The organism is Candidatus Epulonipiscium viviparus, assembly GCF_000171335.1.
GTDB lineage: Bacteria > Bacillota > Clostridia > Lachnospirales > Cellulosilyticaceae > Epulonipiscioides > Epulonipiscioides viviparus.
The window spans coordinates 1-19,198 of sequence record NZ_ABEQ01000065.3 but is presented as its reverse complement, the minus strand read 5'-3'; the positions used below and the strand labels follow the sequence as shown (position 1 = coordinate 19,198).

12 protein-coding genes and 1 riboswitch are annotated in these 19,198 nt (G+C 40.9%); of the genes, 5 read left to right on the top strand and 7 right to left on the bottom strand.

Annotated features, from left to right (window positions below; genetic code table 11):
- From EPU_RS12160 to EPU_RS12155, 5 genes are all read right to left on the bottom strand, one after another.
- The coding region (locus EPU_RS12160; protein ID WP_010168715.1) for an ABC transporter permease at positions 1–453 on the bottom strand (453 nt) is incomplete at its 3' end.
- A 99-nt stretch (positions 454–552) separates the two neighbouring features.
- Entirely contained in the window at positions 553–1,197 is a 645-nt protein-coding gene (gene tenA / locus EPU_RS09260) for a thiaminase II (protein WP_010168714.1), read from the bottom strand.
- Entirely contained in the window at positions 1,181–2,614 is a 1,434-nt protein-coding gene (thiD, locus tag EPU_RS14485) for a bifunctional hydroxymethylpyrimidine kinase/phosphomethylpyrimidine kinase (RefSeq protein ID WP_010168713.1), read from the bottom strand. The genes tenA and thiD overlap by 17 nt, the downstream gene beginning before the upstream one ends.
- Positions 2,598–3,422, bottom strand: a complete 825-nt coding sequence (gene thiM / locus EPU_RS09250) for a hydroxyethylthiazole kinase (protein WP_010168712.1) — start codon at positions 3,420–3,422, stop codon at positions 2,598–2,600. The genes thiD and thiM overlap by 17 nt, the downstream gene beginning before the upstream one ends.
- Positions 3,423–3,469: 47 nt before the next feature.
- Positions 3,470–3,562: riboswitch (TPP riboswitch) on the bottom strand.
- 194 nt (positions 3,563–3,756) lie between these two features.
- Entirely contained in the window at positions 3,757–4,890 is a 1,134-nt protein-coding gene (locus EPU_RS12155; RefSeq protein WP_010168711.1) for a D-alanyl-D-alanine carboxypeptidase family protein, read from the bottom strand.
- A 145-nt stretch (positions 4,891–5,035) separates the two neighbouring features.
- On the opposite strand from EPU_RS12155, the gene EPU_RS09240 reads away from it, so the two are divergent.
- The 5 genes from EPU_RS09240 (at position 5,036) to EPU_RS09220 (ending at position 13,264) form a co-directional block, all read left to right on the top strand.
- Positions 5,036–5,875: a triose-phosphate isomerase gene (locus tag EPU_RS09240; protein ID WP_010168710.1), complete on the top strand. Its 840-nt coding sequence runs from the start codon at positions 5,036–5,038 to the stop codon at positions 5,873–5,875.
- A gap of 15 nt (positions 5,876–5,890) precedes the next feature.
- Entirely contained in the window at positions 5,891–7,351 is a 1,461-nt protein-coding gene (locus tag EPU_RS09235) for a lactate racemase domain-containing protein (protein ID WP_029488304.1), read from the top strand.
- Positions 7,352–7,451: 100 nt separating this feature from the next.
- On the top strand, positions 7,452–9,728 hold the full coding sequence (locus tag EPU_RS09230; RefSeq protein ID WP_029488303.1) for a S8/S53 family peptidase: 2,277 nt from the start codon (positions 7,452–7,454) through the stop codon (positions 9,726–9,728).
- Complete coding sequence (locus tag EPU_RS09225; protein WP_029488302.1) at positions 9,718–11,484, top strand: S8 family serine peptidase; 1,767 nt, start codon at positions 9,718–9,720, stop codon at positions 11,482–11,484. Before EPU_RS09230 ends, EPU_RS09225 begins: the two co-directional genes overlap by 11 nt.
- 28 nt (positions 11,485–11,512) lie before the next feature.
- Positions 11,513–13,264 (top strand): S8 family peptidase, encoded by a 1,752-nt coding sequence (locus tag EPU_RS09220; protein WP_029488301.1) that lies wholly within the window; start codon positions 11,513–11,515, stop codon positions 13,262–13,264.
- Here EPU_RS09220 and EPU_RS09215 read toward each other — a convergent pair.
- Entirely contained in the window at positions 13,261–16,323 is a 3,063-nt protein-coding gene (locus tag EPU_RS09215) for an alpha-mannosidase (protein WP_029488300.1), read from the bottom strand. The two genes, EPU_RS09220 and EPU_RS09215, sit on opposite strands and share 4 nt — an antisense overlap.
- Before the next feature lie 132 nt (positions 16,324–16,455).
- The gene (locus EPU_RS12820; RefSeq protein ID WP_010168700.1) at positions 16,456–18,894 is read right to left on the bottom strand and encodes a leucine-rich repeat domain-containing protein; all 2,439 of its coding nucleotides are present in this window, start codon (positions 18,892–18,894) and stop codon (positions 16,456–16,458) included.
- Positions 18,895–19,198: the final 304 nt, after the last annotated feature.

Here is a 19,198-nt window from a genome sequence, read left to right as displayed (position 1 = left end):
TCTGATTATACCGGTTCTGGCATATGCAATAACTGGGATAAGTGAAGTAAAAAATATTACCGCTAGCTTAGCTTTATCTCCCGTTCCTACCCACAAACTTACTATCGGAATCCAGGCAACTGCAGGAATCATTCTATATAATTCAAAAATCGGCTGTATTATGTAATCGATTATTTTATACCATCCCATCAATAGCCCCAATATTGCTCCAACTAACGAACCCGCCAACCATCCGAGTAATAAAATTTTTAGACTTTGGCCTAGATGCGCTTGGACCGTTGCGCCATCCGGAGCCGGGTTCTTTATTTTCATTCGAAATGCATCAAATACTTCTTCTGGAGAAACGATTTTATTAGTTGGAACAAATTCATTGACCACTGCCGCTTGCCATAGCATCAAAAATATTACGATAGTCAATGTGCTTAAAAATGTTCTTAAGATTAATTTTTTCATTACATCATCCTTTCTGACATTTATTTCATAATACCTTTTATCCATTTAAATGTCAACAAAAAAGAACTGGTCTATAACGCACCAGCTCTCAAAAAAAATTTATCGCATATTCCAGGCCATATCCCAAAACATGTATTCATATTTACTACAATTAACTAAGATGTCTTCTAAATTTAAAATTTGTTCTTCGGTATAATCCACACAAAGATTATTGACTAAATCTATTATCACATCGTTTGCCTCCGCATATTCATCGCTTGCGTAGCCATTAACCCACTCGGCATAAAAATCCGGATTTCCATGTTCGGCAACAATATTACGCGCTATGAATAAATAACTCCACGAACAGGCAAGCACTGCTACTGCAATCTCTGCAGCTCCTTCTGTTGCCGCGACACCTATCATATATTTGGTATAGCTTGTCGTTGTTAGCGTTGGTTTAGTAAGCTCATCTTCTCTGATATCTAATATTTTCATATAGTTTTTGTGGATATCTGTTTCGCTTGATATTACTCCCTGAATACAATCGGCAAAGAACTTCATATTCTTCTCGGACTTAGATTTTATTACTCCATAGGCAAACACCTTTGCGTAATCTAATAAATACAAATAATCCTGAATCAGATAAAACCTAAATTTAGATTTTTCTAATGTTCCGTTTGCTATACCTCGAACAAACTCATGCTGATTATAACTTTCCCATATCTGCTGCACCTTCTCAAATAATCTATCTGTTAATTTCACAATGTTCTCCTATCATATATGCGTGATCTAGCGGACCGCTCCCATGCCCTAAATCTAAATTTGCCTTTAGCGCTCCGGTTAAATATTTTTTGGCATTTGTAATACTGGCTTCCAAGCTATATCCCTTTGCCAAATTCGCTGCAATGGCGGAAGAGAGCGTACATCCGGTTCCATGCGTATTGGCTGTTTCTACCCTATCTGCTGTATACCAGGTGCCCACCCCATCTGCAAATAAAAAATCCATTACTTCGTTTACCAGATGTCCTCCTTTTACTAATACAGCAACACCAACTTTTTCCGCAATATACTCCGCGGCCTCCATCATATCTTCTTCTGTGTTGATGGATTTGTTATTCCACAATATTTCTGCCTCGGGGATATTTGGTGTAATAACCGTAGCGCATGGCAAAAGCTTTTCAATCACCACAACTTCTGCACCATCAGATAATAATTTGTGCCCACTCGTCGATACCATTACAGGATCAATCACTATATTTTTCGGTTTGTATTGCTTGATTTTTGCGACAATAGCGTCCACGATCTGAATATTCGATACCATTCCAATTTTTATAGCATTGGGGTAGATATCCACAAATACGCTATCTATCTGACTTGCTACAAACTCTGCGCTTACATCAAAAATTCCCGAAACTCCCATCGTGTTTTGCGCCGTCAATGCTGTAATTACGCTCATTCCATAAACTTTGTTGGCAACAAAAGTTTTGAGATCTGCCTGAATACCAGCTCCTCCGCTACAATCTGATCCTGCAATAGTGAGAGCTGTTGCCATTCGAGCAATTTTCTCTGATTCAGCAAGCAGCTTCGCACAAGTTGCCGATATGTCATCGCTTCCAAATATTGCCGATACTACTGCAACACCGTCGACGTTTGCTCTTTTCAGTTGCTTGATGTTCTCTAGATTAATTCCGCCAATTGCAACGACAGGAATATTCACTGCCGATACAATGGCCGCCACTTCTGCAATACCTATTGTCACCGCATCGGTTTTTGTATCAGTTTTGAATACTGCGCCAACGCCGAGATAGTCGGCACCATCTTTTTCGGCCTTTATTGCTTGCGTTACATTATGAACAGTTACCCCCAAAATTTTTTCTTCACCAATTCTCTTTCGTACATCTGCTGCTGCCATGTCATCTTGCCCCACATGAATGCCATCCGCATCATATTTCATTGCCGCCGCGATATCGTCGTTTATAATAAATGGAACACCATATTTAGCGCAAAGATTTTTTATCTCCAGAGTTTCTTCCTTATTAATGTGATTTTTATCTCGCAATTGTAAGCAAGTAATTCCTCCCTCTAATGCCTGCTTTACCTGAATAGGCAACGTCGCTTTATCTGTCCAAGCTCTATCTGTTACCGCATATAGACGCATCACCCTATTTGAACATTTCATATTTTGCTCCCGCTTCTAAAGTTTCACCTGTCATAGTATATATTTCATCCATTATCAAATCTCGGTAGCTGGTATTTCCCTGATTTGCTGCCAGTCTATCGAAAGCTCTTTCTCCCGCAAGGCCCATCAGCGCCACTGCTGCAGTCGTTGCTAACAGCCTGTTGTCCGGGTTTGCAGTTACATATGCAGTAATCATCGTCGTAAGCATGCATCCTGTTCCTGAAACTTTACTCATCATCGCGTTTCCATTCCTAACGATATACACAGTCTCCATGCCGCATATTATATCGATCTTTCCTGTAATCACAATTATGGCTTGCGTTTTCTGAGCAAATTGTTGAGCAAACTCTACTACATCTTCTATATTCTCTTCCGTTACTTCATCCGCTATATTGGCATCAACACCTGTAGTTGTTTGAGTACCCTTTGCTAGACTCTTAATTTCTGAAATATTTCCACGAATCACACTAAATTTGATCTGTCGCAAAAACTCTTGCGCCCTTTCAATTCTCCATTTTGATGCACCAACTCCTACAGGATCTAGTACCACAGGATGCGCTATCTTATTTGACATTACCCCTGCAATATACATAGATTTAGCAACTCGCAAATTTAGTGTTCCCATATTTATAGTCAGTCCCCCGCATAAGGCTGTGATCTCTTGTACTTCACGTTCATCATCTGCCATAATTGGTGACGCCCCGCAGGCCAACAATACATTTGCGCAGTCGTTTACTGTTACGTAGTTTGTAATATTATGAATCAGAGGATTCTTTGCTTTTACCTTTTGCATCATGGCTTTTATCATCTTACACACCTCACTCATTATTGTATAATAGAAAAACTATACTTTATAAGGATCATTCTTCGCTTCCTTACGCTGGCATTATCCAGTTCAAGTATTAAGGGTATCTCTCAGCCACTTATTTGGCACCCCCAGCTTTTATTATTATCAAAATTTATTTTACTGAATCATACATAAATTTTCAAGGCTGTATTTACCATGTGGTAATATTTGAAATTTACCGTCAAATCATTGCATTTGTGGGATCATTATAAATTGCCTTTTGCGTTTCGGCTGATGCGACTGTAGCTATTTCTGCTTATGTAGCAACCGCGGCCGTTTCGGTTGCAATGAATTTTTAAAACGCATCTATATACTTTTTAATTCTCTCAAATAATGAAAGCTTTTCCACTTCTTTTTCTGGGTATAACCATGCACTCTTTAATACTTGCCCATCTAAAACTACATCCACTCGTGCAGCTTGCAAATCTGTTTCAACTGGTGCGTCCACCTCGTCTGGCTTTGTTATACTTAACGTCACTTTTTCCATCTCATCCGCGGTCAACGGAATACTTACCCTCTCTTTTGCAACCAGTTTAACTTCTTCTTCCTTTCCATTTTTAATAGCTATATTATCTAGTATCTGCTCTTTGTCCACTAATGTGTACATCTTATAGTTATTAAACCCATGCTCAATCATTGTCTTTACATCTGTATATTTACGTTCCTTGCCTGCACTACCAAAGTTGCCAAGCGATACTCCTATCAATGTCATATTTCCTTTCGTGGCAGAACCCACAAAGCAATACCCAGCTTTGGATGTAAAACCAGTTTTGATTCCGTTTGCACCTGGCATTCTATGCAAAAATCCATTCTTATTTTGTAGTTGATGCTTTCCGGCACCTTCTAGTTCTCTGGTCGGTATGTTCATATATGGTGTATTAATGATTTCTACAAATTTTGGATTTTTCAGGGCATATGCACCTATTAACGCTAAGTCATATGGCGTTGAATAATGTTGCTCACTATCTAGCCCGTTGGGAGTTTCAAATTTTGTATTGACAGCACCCAACTCATTTGCTTTTGTTGTCATCATTTCACAAAATTCCTCTACACTGCCTCCAATATGTTCTGCTATTGCCACTGCTGTATCATTGTGAGATTGTAACATAAGAGAATATAACAAGTCTCCCAAGTATTGTTTTTCGTTTTCCTTAAGTTTTAGATCAACTGGCGGTGCCTTCGCTGCGTTCGCGGAAACTGTTACAACATCTTCTAAATTTCCATTCTCTAATGCTATGATCGCCGTCATAATTTTGGTTGTACTCGCCATCGGCAGCTGCGTATTTTCGTTAATCCCATATAGAACACGCATGCTTTCTGGCTCGACTAATACCACTCCCTTGCCTCCCAATGTTCCAATTTTTGCTTCAACAGGCATGTTACTTAAGCAAACCACAATAATCGCTACTGCAGTAATTCCTCTTTTCAATATTAGCACCTCTCATAATCGTTTTACTTTTATAATTCCACTTACTAAAATTTTTTATGCATTCGTCACAAATTTTACAAACAACCCTTTCTTTTTATTTTTATTTCAGTTATAATGGAAAAATAATTTTGAAAGGAGTATGTTGATGAAGCACATTTATTTAAATTTAAAACGTTTCGATATACCGCCCGAACGCGGTGGAGTTAATAGAATTGCCCCTATTAAAGAATGGGGAAAAACCATTATAGAAGGTACTCAAGAAAAACTCAAAAAATATAAAAACACTGAATTTGTTATGTATTTTCCAGAAGCACATCTAATAGGAGCCGCAAATGCTCTTGAGGATGATGCAAACTTAGAAATCGGTGCTCAAAGCGTATATCGTGCCGACACCGCAGTTGGCGGAAATTTCGGTGCTTTCACAACAAATAGAACAGCGAATGTTGTTAAAGAAATCGGTGGAACAAGCGTAATTATTGGTCACTGCGAAGAGCGTAATGACAAAATGGGAATCCTKGCAGAAGCTGGAGTTACAGGTGCRGCGGCCACTCAAGCTGTCAACCGACTTTTAAATGCCGAAATTAAGGAAGCTCAAAAAGCTGGTCTAAAAGTTCTCTACTGTATTGGTGAAAAAGAAGAAGAACTCGCMAATTGGGACTCAGTTTTACGAGAACAATTAGAAATAGGACTAAACGATGTAGACAAAAACAGTGTCGTTATCGCATACGAACCAATTTGGAGCATAGGACCTGGAAAAACTCCTGCTGATAAACCGTATATCACTAAAGTGGCAAAATTTGTCAAAACAGTAGCAGGAGAAAGCATGGACGTTGTGTATGGCGGTGGTCTAAAAAGCGATAACGCAAAAATGCTTGCTAGTATTCCGGAGATTGCCGGCGGGCTTATTGCRCTCACCAGATTTAGCGGCGAAATAGGTTTTTACCCTGAAGAATATTTAGAAATTATCGATCTATATTTAAACTAAAGGAGACTTTTAACAATGAATGTATCATTAGAATATGGGCAAGGCACAATTGACGTAACATTACCAGACAATTCAGATATTTTTATTCCAGGTGAAACGGTAGCGGATCCACCTTATATTCCAGAAGATAAAATCTACGAAGAAACTCTTAATGCTATCAGAAACCCTCTCGGGATGGATCCTTTAACCAAAATGGCAAATCCTGATTCCAAAGTTACTATTATTTTTCCAGATAGAGTTAAAGGTGGCGARCAAGCAACTTCTCATAGAAAAGTAGCTATCAAACTTGTACTCGACGAACTTTATAGTGTAGGCGTAAAAAAAGAAAACATTCTATTAATCTGCTCCAATGGGCTTCATAGAAAAAATACTGAGCAAGAAATTAGAGGCGTTTTAGGCAACGATCTATACAATCAGTTTGCACCTTCTGGACAAATTATTAATCATGATAGCGARGATTGGGACCACCTTGTAGATCTTGGCACCACAGAAGCRGGCGACCCTGTAATTATGAACAAATACGTTTACGACAGCGATCTTGCTATTATGATTGGGCACACTCAAGGCAATCCTTATGGCGGATATTCTGGTGGATACAAGCATTCTGCAACTGGAATTTCTCACTGGCGTTCTATCGCATCTCACCACGTACCAAAGGTAATGCACCGCGATGACTTTACTCCTGTAAATTCAAAGTCTCTAATGAGAAACAAGTTTGATGCTATCAGCATGCATATGGAAAAATGCATGGGCAAAAAGTTTTTCTGCGTTGATGCGGTTCTTGATACCAAGTCTCGTCAAATAGCAGTTCTTGCAGGCGCACCCGAAGTTATGCAACCAGAGTCTTGGAAAATTGCTGATAAAAGAACTTATGTACCTTGGGCTAAGAAAAAATATAATGTGCTTGTATTTGGCTTACCACAATTTTTCCACTACGGCGACGGAATGGGCACAAACCCTATAATGCTTATGCAAGCTATTTCAGCTCAGATCGTTAGACAYAAGAGAGTGTTAGCAGACAATTGCGTCGTTATTTGTACTTCTATATGTAACGGTTTCTTAAACGAAGACTTATGGCCATATTTAACTCCGCTATATGATTTATTCCAAAGAAACGAAATGCAAACTCTTCCAGATCTAAATAGATACGGAGAATATTACGCAACAAACGAAGAATATATCAGACAATATAGATACACTAACGCGTTCCATCCATTCCACGGATTTTCTATGATCTCTTCTGCTCATATYGCAGAAAAAAATACTGCCGCAATCTATTTATGTGGCGCTAAAGTTCCTGGATACGCTCGCGGGATGGGGCTTAAAACTCGTGAAACAGTTGAAGATGCCCTTGCGCATGCGATGAAAACTATCGTTGGTTCAGATCCAAACATTCTAGTATTGCCTAGAACATTCAAATGTAGTGCCGTTCACTTAATGATGGAAGGCGACGATCCAAACGTAAGTTCAAAATAATTAATTACCAAAGACCTCTTACTTATACAAAGTTTGAGGTTTTTTCATTTTAATACCTGTATATTGCATATAATTACATAAAACCATAAGGAGGATATGTATGCAAGCACTAGCTTACACTAATCAAATTATTTCAGAAGATGCTTTTCAACTTAGTGATACGATTTATTTTACCACCACTCCCGCCGACACTTTTTTTGAAGAATACCCCCCAATAACCTTTCTAAACCTAGATCTATTAGAACCCATTAAGCCCCCAAAAGGCTACTTTTATGCTGTAATCGCATCGGATGTACGAGCTAATTTACACGATAAATCTCCCAAACTTTATACAGTACCCACTTCCGCAACTCTCACGCAATACCTCGAAGCTGTTGCAGATGTCTTACTTTATGCTGTAGAAATTGGAAAGAAGCCTATTTTATATAATGCTTTTGATAGCACCCAATTAAATGAYAAACGACTTTTAGATAGATTGCTAAACGACTGGATTGCCACTGTTTCGGGCATTCTGATTTTCTTATCCAAAGATATGACCATTCATTATCAACAATCTTCTCGCAATACCAAACAAACCCTATATACCAACGAACTGCCAAATCACACCTTTCTAAAGATATCTTATCTCAAGGATATTTCTCACAAAGACATATTTAGATTATACAAGCCTGTCGCAATGCGATCTAGCTCAAACTCAAATCTCTATGACGATCTCTTCTATGCAAATCTTTCTGATGATGAAACTATCTACGTAAATCTCAATCCTATTGCAACCCAAACCTCAGAATTTTATGAAAATCTCAATTTAACGCATATCCCCTTACTTAATGTAGGCGGACTACTAAAAGGTACTAAGCGAGACTTCGACGCTGCCAAAAATACACTTTTAAAATATGTTGCTCTAGAATATAGTTTAAGCGTTCTCAGTTCTCCAAAAATAACTCAACTAACAATAGACGAAAACCTATTTCCCGATCATGAAATAAACGACAAGCTAGACGATGGTCAAGGGGTATTGATAGGAGTTCTCGATACRCAAAATATTCAGATTAATCATCCGYTACTCATGACCGCTGACGGTGCCTCGAGACTAGAATACATTTTTGACGAAGTAACTAACACAGAAATATTTAATCCAGAAATTAGCTCGCAAATTCCAATTCAAGAAGATATCACAACTCTTACTATGGGCACCTCACTACTATTGCTAGCAAACGGATACGACAATCCACAATCCGCTACCAATTATTTACCAAAAGCAACATATATTGCAGCCAAAATAGCGCCTGCTTCTCCTGGYATCCAAAGAGTATATGGCGGCGAATATAACGAGCATGCTACATTAATAGAAGATGTACTCATTTGCTTTACCAAGCTTATAGAATATGCCGCAAAAGTTAATAAGCCACTAGTTCTTTGCCTTCAATATGGATCCAACATCTGTAGCCACGATGGCACCAGCCTGCTCGAACGCATTCTCAATCAATACGCAGGATTGTCTGGCGTTACCATAATCGGTACCGTTGGCGCAGAAGGAGATAAGCGCCACCATAAACGAAATTATACTCAAGATATTTCGAACACTTCTATTATGATTACTAAACCTCACACCAATATCGTGGGAATCATGTGGACGATGTATCCTGGCGGAGTAAATGCCTCGCTCACAAGTCGTTTAACTGGCGAAACATATAGCTTAAACGAACCTCAAATTTATGCAGTAGGCAATGGCAAATTGTATGTAAAAGGCAAACGCATCAGCGCAAACAACGGCGCCATCAACGTAATGTTTAGGTTAGAAAATTTTGATRCCGGAGAATATATCATTAATAACGATCTAGATCATCCGGAAACTGGAATTTTAGATTTTTGGTTAGCYGAAGAAAGCCTCAACGGTAGCAGTTACCTAAAAAACAGCGATGCTTTTATCACCATCACCTCCATGTCTAATACCAGTAACATTATATGCGTCGGTGCCTACAATCCTGCAACTCTCACCATCACACGAGAATCAGGGCGCGGCTACACTAGAGCTGGAAACATTTTACCAACTTGTGTAATAGATGCGGTAGATATTTTAGTTCCACTAAACAAACTCCAAAGTGCCAAGCTCAACGGACCTTCAGTTGCATTAGGGCTTATGGCCGGCGAAGCTGCCGGTATTTATAGCATACTGCTCAAGAAAAAAGTTTCCTATTTGCCAAACACACCCGTAATGTCATACTGGCTTAGCGCCAACTTAACCCAAATACCTACCACCGAATATCCAAACGAACGCCAAGGATACGGAATATACACCCTACAAAATCTTAAAAACTGGCTTCTAGTAAATGGCATTATAAATAGCAATGAAGGAGGGTTTATTAATGAGTTTTAATCCTAAGTTAAGTCCACAAATACAGCTCTTTTTACAATACCCATACGGAAATCTTCCGCAATCTTTTTCTAGTACAACCGGCATACACAATCTCGATGTTTGGGATGTTTTAATTAAATATTATGGCACTCTCAATTTGCCACCTGAAGTTACCAACACTACGATTTTGAGTGCCGTATATGCAACTGCATCGATCCCGCGCGACCTACTCGAAGATGTGTCACTGATGCCAGAAATTGAATATATATCTCTACCCGAAATTATGAAATACATTATGTATGCACACAAAGCTGAAGTCTGCGCCAACTACTTAGATACCAAAGAGAGTGGCTTTAACGTAACGGGAAAAGGTGTATACTTTGGACTTGCAGATAGCGGCGTTGACTATACTCATCCAGATTTTATAAACCCCGATGGAACTAGCAGAATTTTATATTTATGGGATCAAACAATAGAGGGCACCCCACCTGTCGGCTTTGCACAAGGAACTGAATATACCAATGAACAAATCAACGCAGCATTGAGTAGCGATAATCCACTCGCGCTAGTCCCCTCCGTTGATGCGTTAAATCATGGCACCACACTATGCGGCATCGCAGCCGGAAACGGTCGAAGTAATAAGCGCTACCGAGGAATTGCGTCTAACGCCTCCCTTGTTATTGTAAAACTTGGACAGCAGGGCGCAAACGAAATCAAAGATCCCATCCGAGGCCCGCGCAATATCGAAATTATGATGGCTCTAAAATATTTAGTCGATAAAGCCAAAAATGATAATAAACCCATCAGCATCTTAATAGGCTTAGGATTGAATGCTGGTTCTCACACCGGTCACAGTGCCATCGATGAATATATCGATTTTATTACGCAAACCTGGAAAGTTAACATTACTGTCGGGGTTGGCAACCAAGCCAGCGAAGATAGCCACACCTCTGGTATTGTTCTCGCTAATACAGTTCAGCAAATCAATATTTTTATAGACCGAAARCAACCATATTATTATACCACAATTTGGAAAAACTTTATCGACAACTTCGGTGTGCGCRTCATAAGCCCCAATGGCGACAAAACCAGTATGCTAACTCGCGAAGAAATCAACAGTAATACTATAATGGGCGACTCTATTGTTTCTGTTAACTTTTCGCAAGCAACACCTATAKCCACCGGTGAACAAATTATTATATTTATCGAYTCTCTAAGCCCCGATGAAATTACTGACGGAAATTGGACTATCGAGCTAACAGGACTATTTATATTAGATGGTAAATACGATGCTTGGGGAGCCAGTATCGACCAATTTGTACGCACCATTCGATTTGTMAATCCYGTAAAAAGCAAGACCCTTACYATTCCATCAACCGCGCTATCGGCAACCAGCGTCGCTGCCACGACAAGTAATGGCTTCGATATTGCATTCTTTTCGGGACAAGGATATATCAACGGAAAAACAGTAAAACCCGATATCGCGGCACCGGGAGTTGATATCGTCTCCACTTCTGCTGGTGGCGGATACCATACATTTAGCGGCACGAGCGCAGCGGCGGCCTTTGTTGCAGGTGCATATTTATTGATGTTAGAGTATGGAATGCGTCAAATGGGCGATCGATATTTATTTGGCGAGATGCTAAAGGCATATATAACGCGCTCAACCAAACGACCTTTCGGAATGACCTTCCCAAATATCCAGTGGGGATACGGAGAATTGTGTATTCAATCATCACTGCAATTACTAAGTACTTTGTATGATACTTTAGGCTAAAAAAATAGGATCGAAGAAAGGAGAAGTCATGCAAAACAAAACTGATGCTGTTCTACAAATTATGAGCAAAATGCCTTCTAGTCAAAAGGAGCAGGCTAGTGAGGCGTTAGGTAATTTCGGTTTTGAAACGGCCGGAAACATAGATATAGTTGTAAAATATCATGGAGACATAGAAAAAGTGGCAACCGAATTGGAGGGATTGGCCCAGGTCTTATCATCAAAGTTTGCTATCATATCTATTCCTGAGCATAATATGGAACATTTACTAAATTTTCCAGAAATAGAGTATATGGAAACACCGAAATTATTAAACTACAATATAAATACCGCCCTGCCCAATAGCTGTATCCCCCCCGTCAAGACTTCCAGCCCCTATAATCTCAAAGGAAGTGGCGTATTATTAGGAATTATAGATTCCGGTATTCAGTATGCTCACAAAGATTTTATCAATATTGATGGCACCAGCCGCATTTTATATATATGGGATCAATCTATTAACGGTCATCCTCCAAATAACTTCAAAATGGGTACCGAATATACCAATTCTCAAATTAATCAAGCTATACGCCAACGTACAAAAAAAGACCGATTGGCAATCGTACCTTCGCAAGATACTATAGGCCATGGAACGCATATTGCCGGAATTGCAGGTGGAAACGGCAGAGCTAGCCAAGGAAAATACGAGGGCGTTGCCCCTGAAGCTCAATTTTTGATAGTAAAGCTAGGCAAGGGCGGTTCCAACGGCGCGTATATACGAAATGTCGAAATCATGTTAGCAATAAAATATGTAATTGAAAAAGCCCGAGAGCTCGATATGCCCGTTGCCATAAATCTAAGTACCGGCATGAACGAAGGCCCTCATGATGGTAAATCTTTAATAGAACAATATCTAAATGAATCTTCTCAAATTTGGAAAAATAACATCATCGTTGCAGCTGGAAACGAAGGCGCCAGCAATACGCATACTCATCTTACAATATCGCCCGGCGAAACRAAAACCTTCTCATTTCAAGTAGGCGCTAATCAAAGTTCATACGCATTATCCGTGTGGAAATCTTTTATTGATACATTAGAATTTGAAGTAGTAAGTCCATCAGGTAGTAAGAGCCGACGCATTCGATATAATTATGGTCCTGTACAAACTGTTCTAGATCGCACTAGAATTTATGCTACATTTTCTGGTCCATCCCCGCTAAATGGTGAYGAAGAATTCGCATTATTTTTGGCCGGCATCAGTGACGTTGGTGTAGCAGGCGGAATTTGGGAGATCAATATATACGGCATTAGCGTAATCGATGGCAGCGTAGATGCTTGGGGTCCCACACTCGAATTGGGAGGCGCCGACACATATATGCTCGAGCCAATACGCAACACAACAGTTACAACCCCCGGTACYGCAACTAACGTAATTACCGTCGGTGCCTATAACGACATGACCAACCAAATAGCAGAATTTTCTGGCGTAGGATTCACCCGCAACGGTACCATCAAACCCGAAATTATTGCCCCAGGAGTGGATATCACCGGCCCTTCTATAACCGGAAGTTACATTAGTTATAGCGGAACCAGTATAGCAACTCCTCATGTCACCGGCGCCGTTGCCCTCATGATGGAATGGGGTATCGTCAGAAAACATCAACCTTTTTTATATGGCGAATATCTCAAAACTTTTTTACTACGCGGAGCCAATCGCAAAGGCATCGACGCACCGAGCACCGAATGGGGATATGGTAAACTTTGCCTCAAAACTGCACTCGATATTTTGATTAGAAATGGTTAATATACAAGTTTAAATGTTCTAATTTGATATGGTTTAAATACCAAAGGGTTCGCATCGCCCGGGATAGGCATTTCCAGCATATTGGTTTCCACTATCTCTTTAATATCTTTGTGATACCTGATCGAGACGTTTGTGTAACTGCCCTCACATTCATATATCCGAGCGATTAATGCTTTTTCGTTATCCTCACACGGCTTCAAACTTTCAACAACAATATTAGGCATATCCACCGAAAGTAATTTTGGCAAAGCAATACCTCCAACAAAGGATTTCACGGGATAATTCAATTCATATGCATTCGCGCATACCGTTTCTGCTTTAAACCCGCCCATATGCGGATAGAATGAATACACAAACTCGTGAACACCTTTATCTCCTCGCGGATCTGGTTTACACCCTCCCTTATGAAGTGACAATGCCATCGCCGAACCGTTTACCGAAATTCCATACTTGCAGTCATTTAAAATAGCAACCCCATAAGCTGGCTCTGATAGGTCGGTGTATTTATGATTGCAAACTTCAAATTGTGCCTGCTCGTAGCTATTGTTTGCCTTCGTAGTTCTTCGTACATTACCAAATTGTATTTCCTGAGTTGCATAGTCTGTATTGATAGTTGTATCGAATATAACTTTTAGCAATCTGTGTTTTTCGTTCCAATCTACTACATTGTCGAAATCGACCCTCGGGCTTGTTGCATAGAAAATGATATCTTGGCTCAACGTCGAATGTTTGGACAACTCATATGCTGTTCGAATCCTAAACTCTACCGCTCCATCTGCAACAATTTCAAATTTAGTCAGTTTCAGTGCCGGCTCCAAATTCATCATCGCATCAGCATCGATGTCCCAATTATCCCACGCCAACGACAAATCTTCTCCAAATAAAAATGTATTCAGGTTATGCCCCTCTCCTCTAAGCTCTCTATTATTTCGAGTATCTACAAACGATTCGATGCTTCCATTTTCAGCAAATGTTACGACCGCAAACGGTGTTGTTAACACATTGTTTTCGAATTTAAAGGCAGAGTTTTCTRATTTACATTGCGTACATACGTTAAAAGTCTTGCTAGAAAATCCATCGAGTTCAATTCCTCCAACATGCAAAACTGTAGTGCCATCAAGCTTTGTAATCCTTTGCTGCGGGACGGCCGCGTCTATATATCCATTTATTGCCATTTCGATAACATCGCTTCGTTTATGAGACAATGTATTRTATAGCGTTATAGTATCTTCTGGAGTTGATACCAGATTTGCTGCAATTGAATTTGCCGCCCGAATAATTTCAGTAGTCTCCGCAATACTTCTGTCGTGGGCTTCTGGAACGCAGGTGCCCGGTAAAATATCGTGAAACTGATTTATTAACAACGTCTCCACTAGCGGCGCTATCTTCTCGCTCGAAGCCACCGCATGGTTAGCAAACGCCGTAACCGACGTAAAGTACTCTGCGTCTCTAATTGCAACTTCCGCCTTTCTGTTATTGCGTTTAATAGTGTGTTGATTGGTTAGCGTGCCTCGATGTAACTCAAGATATAATTCTCCAACGTACGTATTTGGATATTTCAAAGTTAATGCATCCATAAAATCGCCAACCGTCGTGTTATACAACTGCGGGCAACCCTCCAAATCATATAGTCGCTTAGCCATTTCTACAGAGCTATCCTCAGGCCCGCCACCGCCGTCGCCATGCCCATAAGTTAAAAGTCGTTCGTTGCTAACAGATTTTTGTTGAATTTCGTTTATCAGCCCGGTTACCGGAATTGGCGTTGGATACCTATTTGTCACATTGTGATGCGCTAACACTTTGCTACCATCAATCCCTTGCCAATAATAAGTTACATAAGGAAACTTGTTGGTATCATTCCAGTCCATCTTTGTAGTTAAGAAATACTTAATATCGCATCCTTTTAATATTTGTGGAATAGCCGCGCAATATCCAAATGTATCCGGCAAAAAAAAGGCATTTGACTTATAATCAAAGTGTTTCATTGTGTATCTTTGCCCCCACAAAAATTGACGAATCATAAACTCTCCGCCCGTAATATTGCAGTCGCACTCAACCCATACGCCRCCGTTGGGCTCATATCTGCCTTCACGTATCTTCCCTTTTATTGCCTCAAACAGCTCCGGATAATATATCTCAATAAACTTAAGATGCGCAGCRCTGCTCTGTATAAAATGGTAATCCTCAAATTGTTCAATCATATTAATTTGGTTTGCATAAGTTCTGGCACACTTTTTTATAGTTTCATCAATTTCCCAAAGCCACGCGGTATCCATATGGGAGTGCCCCAATATACCCACTCTAGCAACGGTTTGGGAATTCTTCTTATTAAGCACTTTGCTCATAATTTCTCTCGCTATTGGCAAAGCTTCGCGTTGCGCATCATCGTCTGTTTCCTCGTTCGAAAAATAGATRACCTGATTTAAATCTATGAGGATGCTCTCAATTTCGGCTCTCTTAGCGCTATTCTTTTCTTGGCAATCGTATAATTCCATCAATGTTTTGTAATCATAGTAAAATTCTTTCACCAACTCATCCGTTACCATTACATCAAAGCTATCAAATACTAAATCATAATTCCTTCTACACGGCTTCTCATATGGATAGCAACCCTCGATGTCATGCCCTGTGTATGCTTCTAGCACAAGCTCATATTTTTTACCAACTTCTGCCACATGGACAAAGGCTTTACAATAGTGGTTACCATGCCCAGTATTCATTTGGTACTTTGCAGCATAGTTTGCATACGGCATCCCATTTACAAATAGCAACCCTTCATATAGCGAACAATTCGGCATTAAATATAATTTCTGAGCATCTAATTCTTGTGGTACCGTAAACGATGTCTTGAAAAAATAGTAAGTTTTCTCTCCACCCCAAATCTCTCCCTGCTTAATCGGTTTATAATCAACGTTTTGCGGCGCCTTTGCCAGATGCTCTTTTGTACAATAATATGCGACATCCAAGCTTGCAACCTTTTTAAAAATATACTTCTCCATTCTATCAATATACTGTCTTTGCTTTTCGATCATTCTATCTAACTGCATTTGATTTAACATGGCACGTCTCCTATATGATTCAAATTCATCCGAGTAAATACCTCAAATGATTGAAACAGTATATCATTATACATTTCGCTGGGTCAATACACAAAAAAAAGGACAAACCATTTGGCTGCCCTTATAAAAAAATTATTCCGGAGTTGCTTCAGAATCTACCTCGGAATTTGTAGAATTCAATAACACATTTAAAATTGACTTTGGTAAAAATATTCCCGATAACTTTTGGCAGTCATCGAAGGCTCCGTTAGCTATGCCCTTTACTGCAACCCCATCGATTGTTTCTGGAATATATGCTACTGAGACAGTCTCCTCTGCTGCCAAAATGATTCCCGTCTCCTTATCAAACTGAATTTCTCCACCTTCGATACCAAACACATTATACCAATTATCTACGACTGGCTCCACAACAGATTCTGGCTCCACAACAGGTTCCGGCTCTACAACAGGCTCCGGCTTCACAACAGGTTCCGGCTCTACAACAGGTTCCGGCTCTACAACAGGTTCCGGCTCCACAACAAGTTCCGGCTCTACAACAGGTTCCGGCGCTGCCACAAATGACAATTGTACATCTGATGGAGTAAATATATCGAACGCCTCCCATTGTTCTGGTGTACCCGTAAATTCTATTGCAGCTAAATTAACTGCTGCCACAGAATATTTACCCATACTTGTCACAGTTCCAGGAATTGCCATATTCATCAGGCTACTGCACTCGGTAAACGCAAAGTCACCAATAGTAGTAACTCCTTCAGACAGAAGAACCAACTCCAAGCCATCACAATTGTAGAACGCCCGTTGCGCTATCGTCTTCACATTACCCGGAATGGAGATTTCCGCTAAACTGTCGCAATCAGTAAACGCAAATTCATCAATCAACGCCACTCCGTCGCCGATGCTAACCTCCGCCAAACTTTCGCAACCTAAAAAGCTAGCATAAGAAATTTCTGTAACCTGATCGGGAATGTTGATAGATACCAAATTAGGAGATAAAGCGAACGCGGCATCTCCAATCGACGTTATGCTCTCTGGCAAGATCACACTTGTAAGAGTCGCGCAACCTGAGAAGGCATTATCAGCTATGGAAGTTATACTCACGCCATTTATTTCGGAAGGAATTTCAACTGCGGTTACATCGCGAGCACCAATAATAGTTCCGGAAGACCAATCGACCTGAATCTTTCCGTCCCCACCTACGGATACCCAAGAATCATCAACAGCACTCGCTTCGGCAATTATTGCAGCAGCAGTTTCAGCAGCAGCAATAGCTTTGGCTTGGGCTTCAGCTTCGGCTTTGGCTTGGGCTTCAGCTTCGGCTTTGGCTTGGGCTTCAGCTTCGGCTTTGGCTTTAGCTTCGGCTTCGGCTTTAGCTTGGGCTTCAGCTTCGGCTTTAGCTTCGGCTTCGGCTTTAGCTTCAGCTTCGGCTTTGGCTTTAGCTTCGGCTTCAGCTTTGGCTTGGGCTTCGGCTTTGGCTTTGGCTTCGGCTTCGGCTTCGGCTTTAGCTTGGGCTTCAGCTTCGGCTTCGGCTTTGGCTTTAGCTTCGGCTTCGGCTTTGGCTTGGGCTTCAGCTTCGGCTTTGGCTTTAGCTTCGGCTTCGGCTTTAGCTTGGGCTTGGGCTTCAGCTTCGGCTTTGGCTTTAGCTTCGGCTTCGGCTTTAGCTTGGGCTTCAGCTTCGGCTTTGGCTTTAGCTTCGGCTTCGGCTTTGGCTTTAGCTTCGGCTTCGGCTTTGGCTTTAGCTTCGGCTTCGGCTTTGGCTTGGGCTTCAGCTTTGGCTTGGGCTTCAGCTTCGGCTTTAGCTTTGGCTTCAGCTTCGGCTTCGGCTTTGGCTTCAGCTTCGGCTTGGGCTTGGGCTTCGGCTTCGGCTTGGGCTTCGGCTTCAGCTTCGGCTTGGGCTTGGGCTTCGGCTTCGGCTTCAGCTTCGGCTTCGGCTTTGGCTTGGGCTTCGGCTTCGGCTTTAGCTTGGGCTTCAGCTTCGGCTTCGGCTTCGGCTTGGGCTTCGGCTTCGGCATTCGCATCGGCATTCGCTGGGGCATTCGCTTCGGCATTCGCATCGGCATTCGCATCGGCATTCGCATCGGCATTAGCTTCGGCACTCGCATCGGCATTCGCATCGGCACTCGCATCGGCACTCGCATCGGCATTCGCTTCGGCATTCGCTGGGGCATTCGCTTCGGCATTCGCTGGGGCACTCGCATCGGCATTCGCATCGGCAATAGCTTCGGCAATAGCTTCGGCACTCGCATCGGCAATAGCATCGGCATTCGCATCGGCATTCGCATCGGCATTCGCTTCGGCATTAGCTTCGGCATTCGCATCGGCATTCGCATCGGCATTCGCTTCGGCACTCGCATCGGCACTCGCATCGGCATTAGCTTCGGCATTCGCATCGGCATTCGCATCGGCATTAGCTTCGGCATTAGCTTCGGCAATAGCTTCGATTGTGGCTTCCAGATTTTTTTCTTCTATATAAATGCTTTTTATTGCGTCGCCCTTATCGACATCAGCGTAAAGTGCTGTTGCATATGTACCAAAACAAAATGTAGTTATAGTTATCATTTTTCTCCATTTCATAATTAAACTACCCCTTTCGAAGAATAGTATACCAGAATGCATCATGCGAAGCAATAATACAAAAATTTATCAATTCCTAAATTTAAAAATAATTTTATTGAAAATCAATATTTATTTCAATGTCCAATTTATTTTTTTACTGCATAAATATTTCAAACTTTAAAGCCATTTGTCAAACTGTATATAATTCTACTATAAAAAATAGCAGTAGTACTAAAACAGATTTATTTTCTGTGCCTAAAATTGACAATAGAATTTTTTAGAAATCGTTTGACTTTTTAAATGCAGGGGATGTACAATTGAT

What these genes read in the sequence shown, in the direction of transcription:
- thiD (WP_010168713.1), bottom strand. Translation starts at nt 2,614, where the DNA reads ATGAAATGTTCAAATAGGGTGATGCGTCTATATGCGGTAACAGATAGA.
- thiM (WP_010168712.1), bottom strand. Translation starts at nt 3,422, where the DNA reads ATGATAAAAGCCATGATGCAAAAGGTAAAAGCAAAGAATCCTCTGATT.
- EPU_RS12820 (WP_010168700.1), bottom strand. Translation starts at nt 18,894, where the DNA reads ATGAAATGGAGAAAAATGATAACTATAACTACATTTTGTTTTGGTACA.